The 17,349-nt window shown below is 71.7% G+C and carries 19 protein-coding genes; 7 read left to right on the top strand and 12 right to left on the bottom strand.

From position 1 onward, the window contains the following. Positions 1-294 precede the first annotated feature (294 nt). Positions 295-558: a hypothetical protein gene (locus ACIQF6_RS33780; RefSeq protein WP_400902017.1), complete on the bottom strand. Its 264-nt coding sequence runs from the start codon at positions 556-558 to the stop codon at positions 295-297. 373 nt (positions 559-931) lie between these two features. Here ACIQF6_RS33780 and ACIQF6_RS33775 point away from each other — a divergent pair, with 373 nt between their 5' ends. Next, positions 932-1,258, top strand: coding sequence for a hypothetical protein (locus ACIQF6_RS33775; protein ID WP_400902015.1), 327 nt, complete (start codon positions 932-934; stop codon positions 1,256-1,258). A gap of 86 nt (positions 1,259-1,344) precedes the next feature. Here the strand turns inward: ACIQF6_RS33775 and ACIQF6_RS33770 are convergent, their stop codons facing one another. Continuing rightward, a complete protein-coding gene (locus tag ACIQF6_RS33770) occupies positions 1,345-1,833 on the bottom strand; it encodes a hypothetical protein (RefSeq protein ID WP_400902013.1) in 489 nt (162 codons plus the stop codon). Positions 1,834-2,400: 567 nt separating this feature from the next. Here ACIQF6_RS33770 and ACIQF6_RS33765 point away from each other — a divergent pair. Next, the gene (locus tag ACIQF6_RS33765; protein WP_400902011.1) at positions 2,401-2,985 is read left to right on the top strand and encodes an RICIN domain-containing protein; all 585 of its coding nucleotides are present in this window, start codon (positions 2,401-2,403) and stop codon (positions 2,983-2,985) included. Between the two features lie 532 nt (positions 2,986-3,517). On the opposite strand, the gene ACIQF6_RS33760 is transcribed toward ACIQF6_RS33765, so the two are convergent. The 3 genes from ACIQF6_RS33760 to ACIQF6_RS33750 form a co-directional block, all read right to left on the bottom strand. After that, positions 3,518-4,486: an ATP-dependent DNA ligase gene (locus tag ACIQF6_RS33760; protein ID WP_400902009.1), complete on the bottom strand. Its 969-nt coding sequence runs from the start codon at positions 4,484-4,486 to the stop codon at positions 3,518-3,520. A 110-nt stretch (positions 4,487-4,596) separates the two neighbouring features. Continuing rightward, the gene (locus ACIQF6_RS33755) at positions 4,597-4,770 is read right to left on the bottom strand and encodes a hypothetical protein (protein WP_400902007.1); all 174 of its coding nucleotides are present in this window, start codon (positions 4,768-4,770) and stop codon (positions 4,597-4,599) included. A 234-nt stretch (positions 4,771-5,004) separates the two neighbouring features. Continuing rightward, a complete protein-coding gene (locus ACIQF6_RS33750) occupies positions 5,005-5,754 on the bottom strand; it encodes a hypothetical protein (protein WP_400902005.1) in 750 nt (249 codons plus the stop codon). Positions 5,755-6,782: 1,028 nt separating this feature from the next. Between ACIQF6_RS33750 and ACIQF6_RS33745 the strand changes: the two genes are divergently transcribed. Next, positions 6,783-7,118 (top strand): hypothetical protein, encoded by a 336-nt coding sequence (locus ACIQF6_RS33745; protein WP_400902003.1) that lies wholly within the window; start codon positions 6,783-6,785, stop codon positions 7,116-7,118. 257 nt (positions 7,119-7,375) lie between these two features. On the opposite strand, the gene ACIQF6_RS33740 is transcribed toward ACIQF6_RS33745, so the two are convergent. From ACIQF6_RS33740 to ACIQF6_RS33715, 6 genes are all read right to left on the bottom strand, one after another. Further along, positions 7,376-7,963, bottom strand: a complete 588-nt coding sequence (locus tag ACIQF6_RS33740; RefSeq protein WP_400902001.1) for an RICIN domain-containing protein — start codon at positions 7,961-7,963, stop codon at positions 7,376-7,378. A gap of 188 nt (positions 7,964-8,151) precedes the next feature. Further along, positions 8,152-8,826: a DUF1524 domain-containing protein gene (locus ACIQF6_RS33735; RefSeq protein ID WP_400901999.1), complete on the bottom strand. Its 675-nt coding sequence runs from the start codon at positions 8,824-8,826 to the stop codon at positions 8,152-8,154. 68 nt (positions 8,827-8,894) lie between these two features. Further along, entirely contained in the window at positions 8,895-10,868 is a 1,974-nt protein-coding gene (locus ACIQF6_RS33730; RefSeq protein WP_400901997.1) for a hypothetical protein, read from the bottom strand. Further along, the gene (locus tag ACIQF6_RS33725) at positions 10,865-11,200 is read right to left on the bottom strand and encodes a helix-turn-helix domain-containing protein (protein ID WP_400901996.1); all 336 of its coding nucleotides are present in this window, start codon (positions 11,198-11,200) and stop codon (positions 10,865-10,867) included. The genes ACIQF6_RS33730 and ACIQF6_RS33725 overlap by 4 nt, the downstream gene beginning before the upstream one ends. After that, positions 11,197-12,285 (bottom strand): tyrosine-type recombinase/integrase, encoded by a 1,089-nt coding sequence (locus ACIQF6_RS33720; protein ID WP_400901995.1) that lies wholly within the window; start codon positions 12,283-12,285, stop codon positions 11,197-11,199. Before ACIQF6_RS33720 ends, ACIQF6_RS33725 begins: the two co-directional genes overlap by 4 nt. A gap of 203 nt (positions 12,286-12,488) precedes the next feature. Further along, on the bottom strand, positions 12,489-12,920 hold the full coding sequence (locus tag ACIQF6_RS33715; protein ID WP_400901994.1) for a hypothetical protein: 432 nt from the start codon (positions 12,918-12,920) through the stop codon (positions 12,489-12,491). A gap of 462 nt (positions 12,921-13,382) precedes the next feature. Here ACIQF6_RS33715 and ACIQF6_RS33710 point away from each other — a divergent pair, with 462 nt between their 5' ends. After that, positions 13,383-13,592: a hypothetical protein gene (locus tag ACIQF6_RS33710; RefSeq protein ID WP_400901993.1), complete on the top strand. Its 210-nt coding sequence runs from the start codon at positions 13,383-13,385 to the stop codon at positions 13,590-13,592. Then, positions 13,589-14,812, top strand: coding sequence for a response regulator (locus tag ACIQF6_RS33705; RefSeq protein ID WP_400901992.1), 1,224 nt, complete (start codon positions 13,589-13,591; stop codon positions 14,810-14,812). Before ACIQF6_RS33710 ends, ACIQF6_RS33705 begins: the two co-directional genes overlap by 4 nt. A 273-nt stretch (positions 14,813-15,085) precedes the next feature. On the opposite strand, the gene ACIQF6_RS33700 is transcribed toward ACIQF6_RS33705, so the two are convergent. Continuing rightward, complete coding sequence (locus tag ACIQF6_RS33700; protein WP_400901991.1) at positions 15,086-15,412, bottom strand: hypothetical protein; 327 nt, start codon at positions 15,410-15,412, stop codon at positions 15,086-15,088. A 601-nt stretch (positions 15,413-16,013) separates the two neighbouring features. Here ACIQF6_RS33700 and ACIQF6_RS33695 point away from each other — a divergent pair. Beyond that, positions 16,014-16,925 (top strand): RNA polymerase sigma factor, encoded by a 912-nt coding sequence (locus ACIQF6_RS33695; protein ID WP_400901990.1) that lies wholly within the window; start codon positions 16,014-16,016, stop codon positions 16,923-16,925. A gap of 94 nt (positions 16,926-17,019) precedes the next feature. Beyond that, positions 17,020-17,349 (top strand): helix-turn-helix transcriptional regulator, encoded by a 330-nt coding sequence (locus ACIQF6_RS33690; protein WP_400901989.1) that lies wholly within the window; start codon positions 17,020-17,022, stop codon positions 17,347-17,349.

Here is a 17,349-nt window from a genome sequence, read left to right as displayed (position 1 = left end):
CGAAGCCAGGCGGCGAGAGCCAGTGCGGTGACCGGGTCGAAGCCGGCGCAGTGCGCGGCAGCCGCGAGCGCCCCCCTCGGGGGCGTACCGATCGGGGTGGTCGGCGTAGGCGTACACGGCCACGGTGCCAGTGCTCACCAGCTCGCCGGGGACTGCGTCCTCGGGACAGTAGGACGCGAGCACCAGCGCACCGTCGTCGCCCTGATCGACCATCCACCGCGTCCCGGGCTCGTCCGCGGCCGCCGCCCGCCACTCCAACACCTTCGCCGCCTCCGACACCACGACCACCCGCTCCTACAGCCCGCGCAGCGCCCGCTCGCACTCCGGGCACCGGACGGTGGCGAACGCGGGCGGGTACCAGGGTTGTCCGGGGGCGGTGCGCTGGTAGTGGGCGTGCTCCATGGGCGCGGTATCGCGGCCGCAGAGCGTGGCGGGCAGCGGGTCCTCGGGTACGTCCGGGTCGGATCCGGCGACGTGCACGGCGGTCACGACCGGCCCGGTGCCGTCCAGCCCGGTATCCCGGTCGGGCCGGACCTCGAACAGCACGATGATCGCCATGGTGTCGAGCCTCGCCCCGCCGACTGCGGGCGGCCACCTGGGAGATCCGTCCGGTCAAAGGGGGGGGTGACATCAGGTCACATCGGGTCTACGGTCGCCTGCACACGACCCACCAGCACCACAGGAACGAGGCACACCATGCGGCGCACCGACAGCATCTGGGGCTACCGGACCGACAGTACGCGGGGCGGCGTCATGCCGACGGGGGAAGTGTGCTGGGGCACGCTGGCATCCGACAGCAGCTGGGGCGGTGCCACGTCGAACGGTGACACCCATTGGGGAGGCCTGTTCGGTGACACGTATGGGGGCGGTCTCCGCCCTGTATCCGACTCCGGCTGGAACTGACGGACCCCCACGAACCCGCCCGGCGGACATGAGCGAGTACGAGGCGAAGCACCGCGACTTCGTGGACCTGGCCGTGCCCGTGCTGCTGTCCCGGCCGCTGACGGCCGAGGAGTTCCTGACCGCGCACTGGGACCCCGGGGAGAAGCCGCCGCAGACGCCGGACGGACTCCGAGAGCTGATCGGGGACAAGTACTCCTCCCGATGGCTGGACCTTGCGGTGCGGCTCGCGTTGGAGGACCTGGGCGACGACCTGCCGGATCGGAGGTGGGCGCTCTTCCATGTCGCCCGGTGGCACTGGCCGGAACTGTTCGCCCACTGGAGAGACCGGCGGAATCCGCCTCCGCCGAGAACCTGAGAGGGAGAACCCCGGGGATATCCGGTTCTGCGCGCCGGCGGGAGTCAGGCGACGCGTCATGTGCGCATGTGACGCGCGGTCGGTGCTCACAGCTGCGGGAGGCTGGCCCGCCGGTCGGTGACCAGGGTGCGCCAGCGGGTTCGGACGGTCTGCTCGTCGTCGCTCCAGCGGGCGGCCGGGGGGATGTCGGGGTCCTGGTCGGCCATGTAGTGGGCGATGTCGGTGTAGTAGGCGTAGTCGCCGGCGCGGGCGAGGTCGCGCAGGCGGGCGACGGCGGCGGTGTGTCCGGCGTCGTCGCGGCGGATGGCGTGGTGGAAGGCGGCGGCGGCCTGCGCGACGGTGATGCCGGAGGCGCGGGCGTCGGCGCGCAGCGTTTCGATGCGGTCGTCGATGCGGTCGGCACCGGCGTCGCGCAGGAGTTGGGCGGTGTGGACGGCGAGGGTGGTGGCGCGCAGGTCGAGGCCGGTGAGGAGTTGCTGGGCGAGGTCGATTCCAGCGGTCGAGCCAGAATCCGTTGACCGTACCTGGAGACGGTCGGTGCTGCTCGTGCTACGCCCCGCCGAGGGACCAGTCACGCGCCCCGGATATCCGGAGAGCCCCGCAGAGCCGTCGCACACAAGTAGGCACGCTGCACAGTCGCACCGGCCGACCGGCACAACGTGCGCCGTCGCGCTGTCCTAGGTGCACGAACACCCTTCGTGCGCCCTGTCATGCCCCTGCCCAGTCTCGTAGGTTGTGGCCGCATCGCCTCAATCTGCGGCGGTGCAAGGGCCTTCGAGGGGGAACAAATGCCGGTGGGGGGCGTGGTGCAGTCGGATCCGGATGTTCGCGGTCTGCGTCGGGGTCGCGGCCGCAAGTGTCCTGGTCAACGGCACCGGCTTCCGGTGCGACTGGTCGGCTGACGACGCCGACTGGCAGGCGGGCTCGCTGGTGTGCGGCTGGTCGTCCACCACCCGAGTGCAGTCCATCTGCAACCACGGCACCTCGGCGCGCCGGTGGCCACCATTCCCGACGCGAACCACACCGGACGGCGGGGCCGGCGTCTTCATCCGCTCCTGCACCTGGGCCTGCTGACAGTCGAACAGGCCGGAGTCGGCCTTCTCATCATCCCAATTCCAGACGTTGATAGGGAAAGGACAACAATGTCTCGTATCTCCAGGTCCCTCGGCGCCGCGGTCGCCGTCCTGCTCTGCGCGGTGACGGCCCCCGCCTACGGTGCCCCGAACGCCACTGCCCAGCCGGACTCGCGCGCGGACGTCGGCTCGGCGGCCAAGCGGCTCACCCCCGCACAGTTCGCCCGTGCACAGGAGTCGGAGTCGGGCCTCATGCCGGACGCCACCCTCTACAGGATCGTCAACGGCAGCGGCAAGTGTCTGGCGATCGGGTCGAGCAGCACCGACAACGGCGCCCACGCCATCCAGTGGGACTGCCTCGCCAACAGCCCCGGACAGGTGTGGTACTTCAGCGGAGACCACATCGTCAACAACCACAGCGGCAAGTGTCTGGCGATCGGGTCGAGCAGCCCCGACAACGGCGCCCACGCCATCCAGTGGGACTGCCTCGACAACAGCCCCGGACAGGAGTGGTACCGCATCGGATCAGAGATCGTCAACGGCAGCGGCAAGGACCTGGCGATCGGGTCGAGCAGCACCGACAACGGCGCCCACGCCATCCAGTGGGACCCGACGGGCAGCCGGGGACAGACCTGGACCGAATCGCGGGCGTAACAGGGTGCCAGACGCCGTTGCCGTACCAATCTCGGTGAGCATGGGTAGAACACGGCGGCTCGGCCGGGCGACCTTCGGTCTGTCCAGGCACCAAGACAGGGCCTTCGGTGCAGCTCGGGGTTCTTGAGAGGCCGCCGGGGTCGACCGGTGACGGCCGGCCAGCACGATGGGGACATCGGCGCGGCGTCCAGCACTGTACCCACGACGCTGATCGCAATCCGAGCACTACTATTACTACTTGCTCCAGCACCTCCACGTGCGATCGCAGGACGGGCCTTGGCCGCCGGCACCGGCCGTCCGCCGCAGCGTCTCCGCTGCTCGGGCGAATACGGCCGCACGGCCGTCTGCTTACACGAAAGCGACGCCGCGTCCGTGTCCGAGGGGGCGGCACCGCTGATGCTGCGTCACCCGGAGTGGCGCGACTGGTTAAGCGCTGCGACGGGCGACCCCGTCCCACCTCAGCAGCCGGCGAAGCAGCGCCCGGCCGCCCGGCCCCGGGCAGCGGCGCGAGCCCCCGCCGTGCTTGGCCGGGTCAGGGCGGCGGTAGGTCGCCCGGTGCGAGGTCGGTGCGGACGCGGTAAGCGCGGACGGGGTGGCGCCAGCGCCTGGTGCTGTCGCGGGCGGTGTCGGCGGAGATCTCCAGCACCACCTCGGGATCGACGAGGCGGACGTCGAGGGTCTCGCGGCCGCCCCAGCTGGCGGAGAACGTCCACCCGGTCCAGGGGTGCCTGGCCTGGGCGGGCGTCAGCCAGCCGCCGACGTCGCGGGCCAGGACCGGGTTCAGGGTGATGGTGCGGCCGACGTAGCGCAGGTGTCCGTCCGGGTCCCGGCGGCCGAGCAGCACCGTGCCCGGTGCCGCGATGCTGCCGGTGACCGCGCCGATGATGGTCTCGGCGGTCGTGCGGACCTTGTACTTCCGCCAGGCCCGTCGGCCCGGCAGGTACCGCTCGTCCGATCGCTTGAAGCACAGGCCCTCCAGCCCGGCCGCAGTCCACCCGAGCCACTCGTCCGCCACCGCTGGCTCGGTCGTCGACGGGCACAGCGCCAGCGGCCCCGCCGCCGGCAGAGCGGCGAACAGCCCTTCCAGCGCGGCCCTGCGCCGCCAGTACGGCCACCCGGTCAGGTCCTCCTCGCCGTCGTGCAGGAGATCGAAGGCGACGTAGTGCGCCGGCCACTCCTTCGCGGCCTGCTCCGCCCGCGCCCCGCGCGAGGCGAGCCGGTGCCGCAGCCGCTCAAACGCCAACCGCCCGCCCTCCCACACCACCAGCTCACCGTCCAGCGCGCACCCCTCATCCAACTGCCGGGCGGCCCGCACGATCTCCGGGAACGCCGCCGCCATCTGCGCGCCGCGCCGCGACCGCAGCACCACCCGACCGCCCTGACCGGTCGCCAGCTGCGCCCGGTACCCGTCCCATTTCGGCTCCGCCGCCCAGCCGGCGGGCAGGTCGGGGCTGCTCACCGGCTCGGTGAGCATCGGCTCGGGCAGCGCCCACGACGTCATGGCTCCCAGGATCAGGGCGCAAGCCGGCGTGCGCAGCCGGTGTCGCCCCGGTTGGGGCGGCGGGATTCGGGCGGCCTTCGGAACGTCAGCGTCTGCTGCTCGCTCGGTTGTTACTGGTTGCAGGTGTCGAGCATTTCGGTCAGGGCCTGCTTCTCGGTGGCGGTGATGTTGAGCCGGTAGTGGCTCTTCACCTCGATCCATGCCCGTGAGTAGGTGCACCAGAAGGAGTGCAGCGGGGGCTTCCACGCGTCGGGGCCCTTGTCGGCCTTGGACCGGTTGCTCACGGCGGAGACGGCGACCAGCTGGGGTTCGGAGAGGTCGTTGGCGAAGGCCTTGCGGGTTTTGGTGTCCCACAGGTCCGCTCCGACTGGCGGGGAGCGTCATTGCGGAGGTGCGGTATTCCCCGCCGTGAGGCTCGGGCCAACGGTTCCGGCCGGGCATCGTTACACAGCAGGCTCGGTCGGCAGTGGCCGTCGCGGCCGTCCGGGGACGAAATCGGATCGACAGGGCGGGTTGTGTCACCAGGTGAGGACGATCAGCCCGTTGTGCCCGGCTGCTCCGTCTTCCCCGGGGTCACCGGAGAGGCCGTTGGCACCACTCCCCTGACCGCCAAAACGATCGACCGCTGCACCGTAGGCTGTTCGGTCGCCGTTGCTGTCGCCACCGTCGCCCCCGCCTCCGCCGCGGCCCGCCGAGCACACGCTGTTGAGAGTCCTGCACTTGGCGTGGGGAATCCTGACCTGCACCGAGGCCTGCGCCGCCTTCGCCGCTCCTCCCTCAGCGGACGTTCCTCCCGCACCGCCCAAGTCGAACGCGCCTGAAGGGGCGGACTGGTGGCTGCCTCCGTTTCCGCCGTCGCCTCCGGATGCGCCGGCATTGCCGAGAGCGGCTGTGGCCGGAACGACTGCGGCGTTGCACTTCCCGGCGACGGGCCTGGCCGTCGCCGCCACCCCGCCGGCACCGCCCTTTCCGCCCCCGCCGCCCGCACCTCCGCCACTGCCGCCACCGCCGGGCTTGCCGCCCTTGCCGCCGCCCGAAGCGCCCTGCCCGCCGCTGGCGACAACGAGACCGCCGACCGAGCTGGCCTGGCCGGCACCGCCGGGCTTCCCGTCCGCGCCCGCTTTTCCCCCGCCGCCGTCCGCCCCGAACTTCGACCCCAAGCGGCTCACGCCACCGTTGCCGGCTGCTCCGCCGGTGCCCTTCGCCCCGGCGGCGCCGCCCTTCCCGACGGCGAGCGGCAGCACCTGGCCGGGCGTCACCGACAGCACGCACCTGACGTAGTTCCCGGTCTGGCCCGCGGCTCCGGCGCCCCCGCCGCCGGCACCGCCCCCGCCTCCACCGGCGACGCCTCCATTACGGGAGCCGCCCGCACCGCCGCCGCCCCCGCCGCCCCCGCCACCCGCTCCGCCGCCACCCCCGGCGCCCGCACCCCACACCCATGCCGTCACCGTGATCACCCCGGCCGGCACCGTGAACGTGTGCGCGCCGACACCAAACAGCTTGTACCTGTGAACGGCCCGCACCTGCGCCTGAGCAGCCGGTGCCTGAACCCCCGTCAATCCCAGAACGGCCGCCACCGCGGCCCCCAACCCCGCAACCCGAACCCGGCCCGACATCACCTGCACCACATCCCTTCGGCACTGCGACCGGAATTCCCTCCCCAGGTCGCGTCCACGCCGCACGAAGGCCCCCACGACACAGTGCCCGCGCCGCTGCCTGCCGGCGGCCTTCGACGGACCCGGTGCCGGGCCGTCGACGAGCGCCCGGGTGAGGGCGAAGAACCCTGCCGCAACCGGCCGTGGTCACGCGCGCCGACCAGGCCGTACTCCAGCCGGTGCCGAACGGCGCACCGGCTACCCCGGCGGTGCGGTGTGCTGTGGACGGCGTTCTGGTCGGGGCGCTGCCGGCCCCCGTGCGAAGAGGCGCCACAGGGCGTGAGGACGATGACTCGCAACGAGCGACCGTCCCCACGCCCCCACCCGCGACCGCGCCGGCGCTGATCCCGCACCCGAGGCCCCGGTTGCCGGCAGGGGCCAGGGCTCCCGAAGGCCGGGCGGACGGTCTGCGTGCCCGATCCCGATGAGGCGGTTTCGAGGACGGCCTCGCGGGCGCCCTCGGGCTCGGCCTCCGCGTCGGGGCCGGGCCAGGCCACGAAGACGCGGCGATCGGGGAGCTTTCACCGCCAGGGCGGCCGCCGTGCGAGTTGACTCGGCCCACCGGCGCGCTGTGTCGGGCCCGGTCCCGGGAACGAGTGACAACCCGGATTCCACCGGGTCGCTCCTGAAGGGAACCTCAAATGATCAAGCGCGTTTCACTGGCCGGTCTCACCCTGATGACCGCGGCACTGACCTCGATGCTGGCTCCGGCCGTCTGCGCCTCCGCCGCCCCGGCCGCGGCCCCCGGCTACCTCTGTTCCTTCCTCACGTCCGACGGCGGGGGCCAGTGGATCGGAGCCGATGACTGCACGCCGACGGGCGGCGCACCGGAGACCGGCCCCATCCAGGGCACCTTCACCATCACCGGTCGTTCGTCGGGCACGACCGTGACATGCACTCAGCCGCCCGCGTCGTTCCTGTCGGGCACCGCCGAGACCCCGGAGAGCGTCACCGGCTACCAGTGCGCCCCGGCGTGACCGGGATGTGACGGCCGACTGAACGACGTCCGCGCACGCAGCGGCGACCGTGAGCGCGGACACGCCGGCCCGCCCGCCCACCGGCACCAAGGGCGGGCGGCGCTCAGGCTTGCACCACCGGGACTGTCGCTGTTCTTCCGACCGACCGATCCCAAGCGGCCGGTCAACGCGACACTGTGTCGGACCGGCCGGCCGCCTTGCTGTCGATGGAGGCGGAGAGGGCTGCGCTCGTGGTACCCGTCGGCGCCGCGGAGCCGTTAGGACAGGGTGTCTGCGGCCACGATGGAGCCGCCCTGGACAACCCACTGCTGGTTGGAGTTGGTGCTGCCGCACTGCCAGAGGTGGACCAGAGCGCCGTTGCCGCGGGTCTTGCCCATGTCGAGGCACATCTCGCGGTTGGTCCCGAGCGTGTCGGCGATGACGAACTGCCCGTCGCGGATGACCCAGTTCTGGTTGGCGTTGGTGCTGCCGCACTGCCAGATGATGACCTGGTCACCGTTGTTGCGGGTACTCCCGGCGTCCAGGCACATCTCCCGGGCGGTGGCGACCGTGTCGGCCACGTAGACCATGCCGCCGGCGATCACGAAGAACTGGTTGTTGTTGGTGGGACCGCACTGCCACAGGTGAGCGCGGTCGCCGTTGTTGCGGGTCTTGCCGATATCCAGGCAGGAGGGGCCGGCAGCTGCGGGTGCGGAGAGCGAGGCGTCCCGCTTGGCGTTCTCGGAGGTGCCGCGCGGTTTCGCGGTGCCGGCCGCGGCCGCGTGTGCCGTACCCGCGAGAGTGAGCAGTAGCGTCGCGGCGGCGAGGGCGCCGAGGCGACGGTGGGTGGAGCGGGGCGAATGCATGGCGAGTCCTCGATCGTTCAAAGGCGTGGGCAGGAGGCCGGAAGCAGCCCCATGGTTCGCGCACATCCTGACTGCTTGCGGTGGCCCCCTGGAATGCTGGTCACCGCATTGCCCCCGTCCGGCCCATCGCGACCACGCGGGCGCCCCAGTCGTAGGACCGGACCGACGGAGCAGGCCGATCACGTCCGCTACGCGCAGGTGTCGAGCATCTCGGTGAGCGCGTTCTTCTCGGCCTGAGTGGTGGAGAGGCCGTAGATGTACTTGATGTCGGTCCAGGCGCGGGAGTAGGTGCACCAGTACGACCTGAGCGGCGGCCGCCACTGGTCCGGTCCCTTGTCGGCCTTCGCCCTGTTCGAGGCGGCGGAGACCGCGACCAGCTGCGAGTGCTCCAGGTCGTTGGCGAAGGCCTTGCGCTTGTCGGTGGTCCAGGTGTCGGCGCCCGCCCGCCAACTCGCCGCCAACGGGACCAGGTGGTCGATGTCCAGCTGCTTCGCGTCGGTGAAGGTTTTGTCGTCGTAGGGGCTGGTCCAGGTGCCGGAGACGGCGCGGCATTGGTCGTCCTGGACGACGTTCTGGCCGTCGCGGGCGAGGACGACCTCGCGGGTGTCGCAGGTGTCGTACTGCTTGATCCAGTGCGGGAAGCGGTCCCGCGAGTACCCCTCCATGGAGTGCGGGGCCTCGACGACCAGCTTGTCCAGCTCGGCACGGGCCTGCTCGGCAGGAGGTGGTTCGGGCAGCTGACGGTGTTGGACAACAGCGGCGGCGGGCGCTGCTGCCGCGGCCGGAGTTGCCACGGGGACCAGCGAGAGGGCGAGTGCGGCGACGGTGGTGGCGCTGCGGCGCCACCATGCAGAGGTGATCATGATGCAAGGGCTACCGGCCAGAATGGGACGGTCGTTGTACCGTCACCCGGCGGTCGGCGCGCCGCCGCTCACGTTGACGCGGACCGGCCGGAGCTCCGGGCCTGGAGGTAGGCGGTCCAGTCGGTGGCCGCGCGAGCGCGCCACCGTGTGAGGGTGATGAGGTTGAGGCCGAGCATGGGGGCGAGGACGGCCGGGGGCATGTCCTGGGCGAGCTGTACGAGGGCGGCGGCCCGGGCCGGGCGGCTGGGGATGCCGTGGGCGGTGAGGCGGCGGACCAGTGAACCGCCGGTGACGTGTCGGCCGGGGTCGGTCGAGGGGAAGAGCCAGGGGTTGGGGTGGTTGGCTGCCCAACCCGGTTGCCGCGGCCGGTCGGCGAAGTCGGTCAGGAGCCGGGCCAGAGGGGCGGGCAGGCGGATGGGCACGCGGTCCAGGACGAGGACGGTCTCGCTGGCCCGCACGGTCACGGCGTTGGTGGGCAGCGCGGCGATCCGGGTGACCTCCTGTCCGAAGAGCAGGAGGATCGCGCCGGCGGCGCGGACGTCCAGGGGCAGGTCGGTGTCGGTCAGGCACTGGTGGAGGACCTCCCAGTGGGAGTCGTCGTCCAGGGCGACGGGGTCGGGCCGGGGCCGGAGCGGGACAGTGAGGTCGCGGCTGTGGCCGCGGCGGCCGGTCCAGAGGAGGAAGTCGCGGACCTCGTAGCGGGTGCTGCGGCCACCGGTCAGCCACCGGTCGAGGTCGTGCTGGGTGACCTCGGCCAGGGCGATACCGGTCTTGTCCACGGTGGCCAGGAAGTCGGCGGCGGTGTTGATTCTCTGCTGGGCCCAGCTGAGCCGGTTGGCGAAGGCGTGGTCGCGGTGCTCTCGACGGCGGGCGCGGGGCAGGAGCGACCAGCGGACGTAGGCCCGCAGCAGCACGGCGTGCTGCTTGGGACGTCGGAGGAGGACGCGGGCGAGGTGACGTTCGATGCGGGCGGGGAGCTCGTCGCGTTCGGGCAGGGCCTGGTGGGCGAGCAGGATGCCGCGCAGGTAGTCGACCATCCGTGCACCGTCGCGATCCTCGGCGGCCGCCAGGCCGTCCAAGTCCTCGTGGGTCAGCTTCCGCCCGTCGGCGAGGACTTTCGTCAGGAGGGCGGCGGAACCGGAGTTGCGCAGCCAGTTAAGCGCGGTCGCCGGCCGGTCGCATGCGGCCAGGGCGGAGCGCATCCGCGCGTACTGGTCCTCTGGCCCCGCAGGCCGGCCGTCGAAGAGCCCGGCGAGGTGGTCGTGCAGGGTGCAGCGGTCGCACAGACCCCGGACGTTGTAGGAGCGTGGGTTCGAGCAGCGGGGGCAGGCGTACGGATCGGGGTGGCCGGCGCACGGGCCGCAGACCCGCGGTCCGTTCTGGCGGGCGATCAGCACGCGGGTCTTCTCGCAGGCCGGGCAGGTGCCGGGGTGACGGCGGGCCTGGCGGTAGCAGGTTTTGCAGACCGGGCCGAGCGGCCAGCGCGCGTCCACCGGCGCGCTGGTGGCGCACAGCGCGCACGGCGCCAGTGGCCTGGGGCGGCATGTGACGCACGGGTCCATCGGGGCGGACTTCCCACAGGCCGAACAGGACCGGGTGGCGGCGACCTGGAGGCGCCGGCAACGGGCGCAGATCTGGTGGGAGGGTCGGGGGCGATCCTCGCCGCAGACCGTGCAGGGGCCGACGTTGCCGCGCTGGGCGAGGGTGCCCTCGCAGCCGAGGCAGACTCGGCCGCCGGGAACCGCGCGCCGCAGCGGGCGGACGCGCCCGCAGCGCAGGCAGGCCGGCTGCCGGACGCCGGGAACCTCGGCCTCGGCGAGTCTGATGATCAGGGCCTGGACGGAGCGCGGGGCGTCCGACGCCCCGCTGACGAGGGCGTCGGGGTGGCGGATGAAGTGAGCACGGGTGCGGCCGCGGGCGGACGGTGTCATCCCGGCGACGATCCGGGCTGCCGCCTCCCCGGACAGGCCTGGCAGGAACGCGGTGATCCGGTCGGCGAGTTCCACCCACTCCGGCGGCGGCCCCGCCCGGCGGGCACTCACAGGCCCTCCGGGCGTTGCACCCGGACCCGCCGCGCGGGCGGTACCTCGGCCGCGGAAACGGTCTCGCCCGAGGCCGCCGGCTTCGCGACCTGGCGGCGGACCTCCTTCACCGTGATCAGGTCTCCCGGAGTGCAGCCCAAGATGCCGCAGAGCGCGGCGAGGGTGTCCATCGACAGCCGCTGCGGCGGCTGGGTGACCAGGCGGAACACCTGCTCGCGGGACAGGTGCACCCCGTACTCGGCCAGCTTCGGTACCAAGTCCGTGGTCTGGTACATGTCCTGGCTGGCCATCAGCCGGCGCAGGTTCCACTCGAAGCCCATCCTCTTCATCACCGCGGCTTCAACCCCTCTGTGTTCGTGCGCTCCAGGCGTCGGGCCATCGACGCCTCCAGCAGCCGGTTGCGGTACTCGTCCGACACCCAGGTGTACAACGCCGTCGTCGACGCGTAGACGTGGCCGACCTGCTGCTGGACGAACCGCTCCGGGTATCCGAACTCGATCAGGTGCGTGATGTAGGTGTGCCGCAGGCAGTGCAGCTCCAGCTCTTCCGGCAGCCCGGCGTGGTCGCGAGTCGCGGCGAAGACCTCGTCCAGGCGCCGTACGCTGATCCGGCCGCACCGCTCGGTCACCCACAGCGCCGGGTGCCCGCCCGGGGAGAAACCGGCGCGGACCTCGTCCACCCACTCTTCGAGGACCGGGACGATCCAGTCGACCTCCGGCACCGTGAGCACCGTACGGCGCTTGGGCGGGCTGCCGCGCGACGCCTTGCCGAACCGCACCTCCAGCGCGCCGAAGCGCCCGTACTGCTTCGCCCGCGGGTTGTGCCGCAGGTCCGGCAGGTCGAGCATGGCCGTCTCGCGCCGTCGGGTGCCGTAGGCGTAGACCTGCTTGATCATGACGGCGTCCCGCCACGCGGCCAGCATTCCCTTGCGGCGGCTCCTGCGCTTGAGCTCGACCAGGTCGTCGGCGGCGTCGAAAAGGTTCTGCAGCTCGTCGTAGGTCAGCGCCCGCCGCCCGGGCCGGCCCTCGTACTCGGCGACGTGGTCGGCGGTGTTCCAGTCGTGGCACACCTGCACCGGGACCTGGCCGAACGCCTCCTCGCAGGCCGCCGCCCAGCCGTACCGGCCGTCCGTGATGAACGCGCAGAACATCTGCAGGTCGCCCTGCTGCCCACGCACCGTCGAGTGCGCCAGCGGCGAGGCACCCGAGAGCTGGTGCGAGAAGTACTCCTCGACGTCCTCTGCGGTCCACTCCCACGGGTACGTCGCCGTGAACAACGCGAACCGCCGTACCAGGCTCAGCCGATCGCCGATCGTCTTCTTCGTCAGCAGCCTGCTCTGCTGCTGTTTCTCCCACCCGCGCAGCATCGCGTCGAACATCGCCGGCGCCGGGTCCAGGGCCCGTACGTTCCCCGGCATGACCAACCGGAACGCCCCCGGCACATCAATAGCCCCCACGACCACCCCACGATTGCATCAGGTGCAACATCGTGGCGTTGGATAGTGATCAACCAAGGTCAGAAACCCAAACACCATCCGAACAAGAAACTACTCGCGCGCCTTCGAGCAGGTCATCACCGTGCCCAACCAGCGCGACATCGATGCAGCCAACGCAACACCGCCTACTTGCTTCGCCAGGCGTTGGCGAGGGGGACGACGTGGTCGATGTCGAGCTGCTTGGCGTCGGTGAACGACCTGTCGTCGTACGGGCTGGTCCACAGGCCCGCGACGGCGCGGCACTCGCTGTCCTGGACGACGTCCTGGCCGTCGCGGGCGAGGACGACCTCGCGGGTGTCGCACTGCCCGGGCTGGGTCGCCCAGTGCGGGAACTTCTCCCGGCTGTAGCCGTCCATGGAGTGCGGCTCGGACACCGTGAGGCCGGCCAACTCGTCGCGTGCGACGGACAGCGCGGGCGGCTCGGGAAGCGCACGATAGGGGGCAACGGCCGGTGCGGTGGCGGCCTGCGCGGGCTGGACGGCGGCCGGGACCAGCGCGGCGGACAGGGCGACCAGGACGGCCGAGGCGCGGCGCCAGGAGCGGCGGGGAGCGATCATGCGGCATACGTACCGGTTACCTCCGCCGGTGTCCGAGACCTGCCCCCGATAGTGGGCGCGCCGGGGCCTGCGGATTGACCCTCGGCATCAGACCGCTCGTCGGGCCGTCACAGGGTTCGCCGAGTATCTGCGGCCGGACAGCTGAGCGGACACCGCCCGGCAGTCCACTGTGGTGGCGGGCGCTGACGGCACCGGGCCCGTCGGCGGCGGTGACGGCGCCGGTCTCCGAGGCGTCCACCGCGGTGGGCACCGGCATCCTGGTCGACGAGTTCGACCCGGGCGGGGCGACGTGACCGGCCATGAGCCCCCCTGTGATCGCCGTTGCCGCTTGTTGCCGTCCTCCGTTGCGATGTGTTGCGGGGCGCGCAACGCGATTCGGCTCCGCCATGCTTCTGCCAACTCGGCGGTCCTGCCGATGGGATGGAGACCGGCCCGGGTGGCCGGCATGTTATGGAGGTCCGGGTGCGGCATTCGCTGCTGTCCATGAGGTCGGCGCTGGTTCTCACGTTGGCGGTGCTCACCGGAATCGGTGCCGGTGTGCTCTCGCGCCTGGCGGGTGCACCCGCCGCGCTGTGCGCCCTGTACGCGGTCGGGGCGTTCGGCTTAGCGGTGCCGTTCTTCGACGGGCTCGTCGCGGCGCCGGGAGACGACGAACCGGGATCCCCCTCGTGACGGGACACGATCGCGAGAACATGGGGCGGGTGCTCGAACGGGCACCCGAGGTGGGGGACATGCCGGCCCGGAAGGGGCGGGCCGAAAGGGTGGGGATGGGCGGGCTCCAACCGCTGGATGCGGGCCTCAACAGCGAATGCAGGGCTTTCGCCGAAGAGTTGCGCGGGCTGTTCCTCGAACTGGACGTGACGGTGCGCCGCTACGCGACGCGATGCTTCATCAATCCCGGGACGCTCTCCCGGTACCTTGCCGGCAGCCGCATCCCACACTGGAAGTTCGTCGCAGACCTTCTCGGCCATGTTGCCGTCGACCGCGGGATCCATGTCGACCACATGGAGCTGAGCCGCATCAAGGAACTGCACTTAGCGGCCCTGCGCACCAACGCGTCGATCAGCCAGGCCGTCCAGCAGCTGGAAGGCCAGTTGAAAGCCGCCGACGAAGAGGCCCGCAAGACCACCGCGAAGGAAGAGCAGCTCGACCACGCCGTCGGCGACGCGCGCCACCTCATCGCGGACCTGGACGACCGACTCAAGAAGCTGGAGACGGGCCTCGAGAGCCAGTTCTTCCTCCACCCGGAACCGGCTGCGGACCACGCCGCGATTCTGGAAGAGCGCAACACCCTCGCCGCAGGACTCGCCAGGATGGCCGCCGAGCTCGAGGAGACCCGCCGCCGAGCCGTTCTTGCCGAAGCCCGCTGCGAACTCCTCGAGCGTCAACTCGTCCTAGTTGAACAACAACAGGGCACCGTGCTGCCCGCCCCCGAACTCGTCAGCCTCGTCGACCCCCTCGACACCCCCGCGCTGGTTGCAGGCATCCACCCCAAGATCCTGCTGGTCGACGACCAGGGAGCCAACCTTTTAGCCCTGGAAGCCGTCCTCGGGGTCCACGGCTACGACATGATCAGCGTCTCCTCCGGACCCGACGCCCTCCGCGCCCTGCTCGAGTCCGACGACTTCGCCGTCATCCTGCTCGACGTGCAGATGCCCGTCATGGACGGCTACGAGACCGCCGCCCACATCAAACGCCGCGCCCGCACCCGCGACATCCCGATCATCTTCCTCACCGCCATCGGCAATGACCCCGAATACTCCATGCGCGGCTACGCCGCCGGCGCCGTCGACTTCATCGTCAAACCGTTTGATCCCTGGGCGCTGCGCGCGAAGGTCGCGGTGTTTGTCGAGTTCTACCTCCAACGACGTCTCCCCACCCCGCAGCGCTGACACACCGCCCGCTCACCGGACCTGTCGCCGAGGAGGAGTGACGGAACGGCGCACCCTCGCCGTCCTTCTCGGCCACAGAAACTGACGCCCCCTCCGGCCGCCCGGCCGGGCGGACACGGATGAGCTCGCCGATTCGCCTGCACCGGCGAAGACCCGGCCACCGACACGGAACCGGCCCGGGGCGGTTCCGTGAGCGGACGGCAGGGGGCAGCCGCCCGCGCGATGGGCCAGGCACCTCCATCGGATCCCCCGATGCTGCGCTGCCCCGACCGGTCACTCGCCGCGGTGGGTGTAGATGTCGGTGAACTGCAGCGCCGGGCCCAGCAGGGGTGCCGCCGCGTCCTGGCCGCCCAGACGGTCGACCTGGACGGCGAACCCGGCCAGCGCGTCCAGCAGCGCGGCTAGCGTGGTCGCCGCCAGCGGGTCGAGCGCCGCCGCGTGGGACGCCGTCGCGAGCGCCCGGGCGTGGGTGTGCCGGCCCACGCTCTCCGGGTAGGCGAACCACGCCAGGATCGCGCTGCTCACCGGTTCACCGGGCCGGACGTCGCCCGGCCGGTAGGCAGCGAGGACCAGGCCGCTGTCGTCGTCCTGGTCGACCATCCTCCGCTGGTCCAGGTCCAGGTCCAGGTCCAGGTCCAGGTCCAGGTCCTGTTCCCGGTCCCAGTCCCGGCCTGCCGCGCGTTGGCGCGCTGCCGCAGTACCTCCGCCGCGACGTGCAGCACCTCCGCTGTGTCCACCGCACTCACCACCATCCGTGCTGTACCACCAGCCTCCCACCGGTGCCGCCTGGGTGCCGATGGCGTCGGCAGGGACCCACCTCCACCGCCGCGGACGCGCTTGCCGCCGACCTCACTCTGCTGCAGGTGCCGCACCAAATCCTGCGCGCTCCGGCTGCCCCGAATGCCGGGCCGCCCGCCCCGGCCCGGCCCGGCTCCGCCGGCCACTGCCGATCGGGCGGGAACCTCGCCTGCAACCGCTGCTCCCACTCGGCCAGTACACCTGGCCTGTATGGCCCGCTGACGGCCAATCAGTGCCCCGTCGGGCCATAGCACCGGCCCCGGCGGTGGGCCCGCAGTGCAAGCCGCGCGCACAGCGTGTGGGGGCCGGGAAGATTTCTGCCCTCCGGTGTCGTCCGCGGGCCCTCCCGGACCCCACTAACAGGGGGAAGGGCCGAAAATCGGCCCGAAGACAGGAGCCAGCCGTGACCACCGCCCCCGAGAGCCCCTCCCGCTCGGCACCCGCCGACCCCGCCGAGGCCGCAGCCCAGGACAGGTCGAAGAAGCCCTTCGGCGCCTTCTACACCGACACCTTCGGCCAGGTGACCCGGCGCATCCAGCGGAAGGGCAACGTCAGCCACGCCGAGGCCGAGGAGCTCGCCCAGGAGACGTACATCCGGATCCTGCGCACCTACGGCGACCGCGAGCAGGACCGCCACAAGATCGTGTCCGCCGTCGCCGACCGGGTGGTTGCCGAGCGGATCTGCCAGCAGCAGAGGTCTCTGCCGATCGCGGGCGGGGTCGAGGTCCCCGAGCAGCCCGATCCCGCCGGTGAGGATCAGCTGCGCCGCGTCGAGGACCGCGACCAGATGGAGTGGGCCCTCGACCAGCTCCCGGAGAAGACCCGCCACTACGTGCGCGAGCACAAGGCCAACGGCCGCCCCGCCGCCGAGGTCGCCGCCGAGGACGGCACCAGCCCCTCCACCGTCAAGACCAGCGCGGCCAGGGGCATCGCCAAGCTGCGTACCTTCAAGCTGCTCTGGCGGATCGCCAAGGCGCTGCTCGTCGGCGGCTCGGTGACGCTGATCTCCGTCACCCACCACGTCATGGTGTGGATGGCGGAGATCAAGCGCTGGCCCGCCCGTCGGCGCACCACGCCGGCCACCGCGAAACGGCCGGGGTCGCCACCGATCCGGTGGCGGCCCCGGCCGTTTCGGCGCCCGCGCTCATCCCTGCGCCGCCTCCTCGGTCTCCCGCCGCACCAGGGCGAGTTCCGCGGCCCACGCGACCCCGGCCCGGCCCAGCAGGCGCAGCTGCTCGAAACCGAGCCGCGCCCGGCGTGCGTGTCCCGCCGCGGTCTCACCCAGTACCGAAACCGCCCCGGCCTGAGGCGATGAGCACCACATGTGGTCATTAGTGAGATATCTGTGCGATCAAAAATGTGCGCTTACAGCGGTGTTCTGTGCTATCTTTCCGGATAGGAGGTATGTGATGTCTGAGATTTTCGCGGCGGTGGACGCGCTGCTGGCCAGGGCCCGGGACGGCGGTGACCTGCCGGAGCCGGCGGAGCGGGAGCGGCTGCGCAAGGCCGCGGGTCTGACGCAGGTCGAGGTGGCCGAGGCCCTGAGCACCCGGCGGGAGACGTTCGCCAAGTGGGAGAACGGCACCGCGCAGCCGCGCGCACCGAAGCGAGGCGCCTACGCGTTCCTGCTCGCGGGCCTGGCCGACATTCACGGCACGCAGGGCCCGGACGGCTGGCTCACCCTCGCCCGCCAAGCCCGCCCCCTCGACACCAACGCCGACGTCACGGAAGGGAAGTGA

Origin of the sequence: Kitasatospora sp. NPDC092948, from assembly GCF_044754805.1 — a bacterium.
In the GTDB taxonomy this organism is placed as follows: domain Bacteria; phylum Actinomycetota; class Actinomycetes; order Streptomycetales; family Streptomycetaceae; genus Kitasatospora.
Note: the sequence above shows the minus strand (reverse complement) of the source record. Positions and strands in the feature narration are given on the sequence as shown.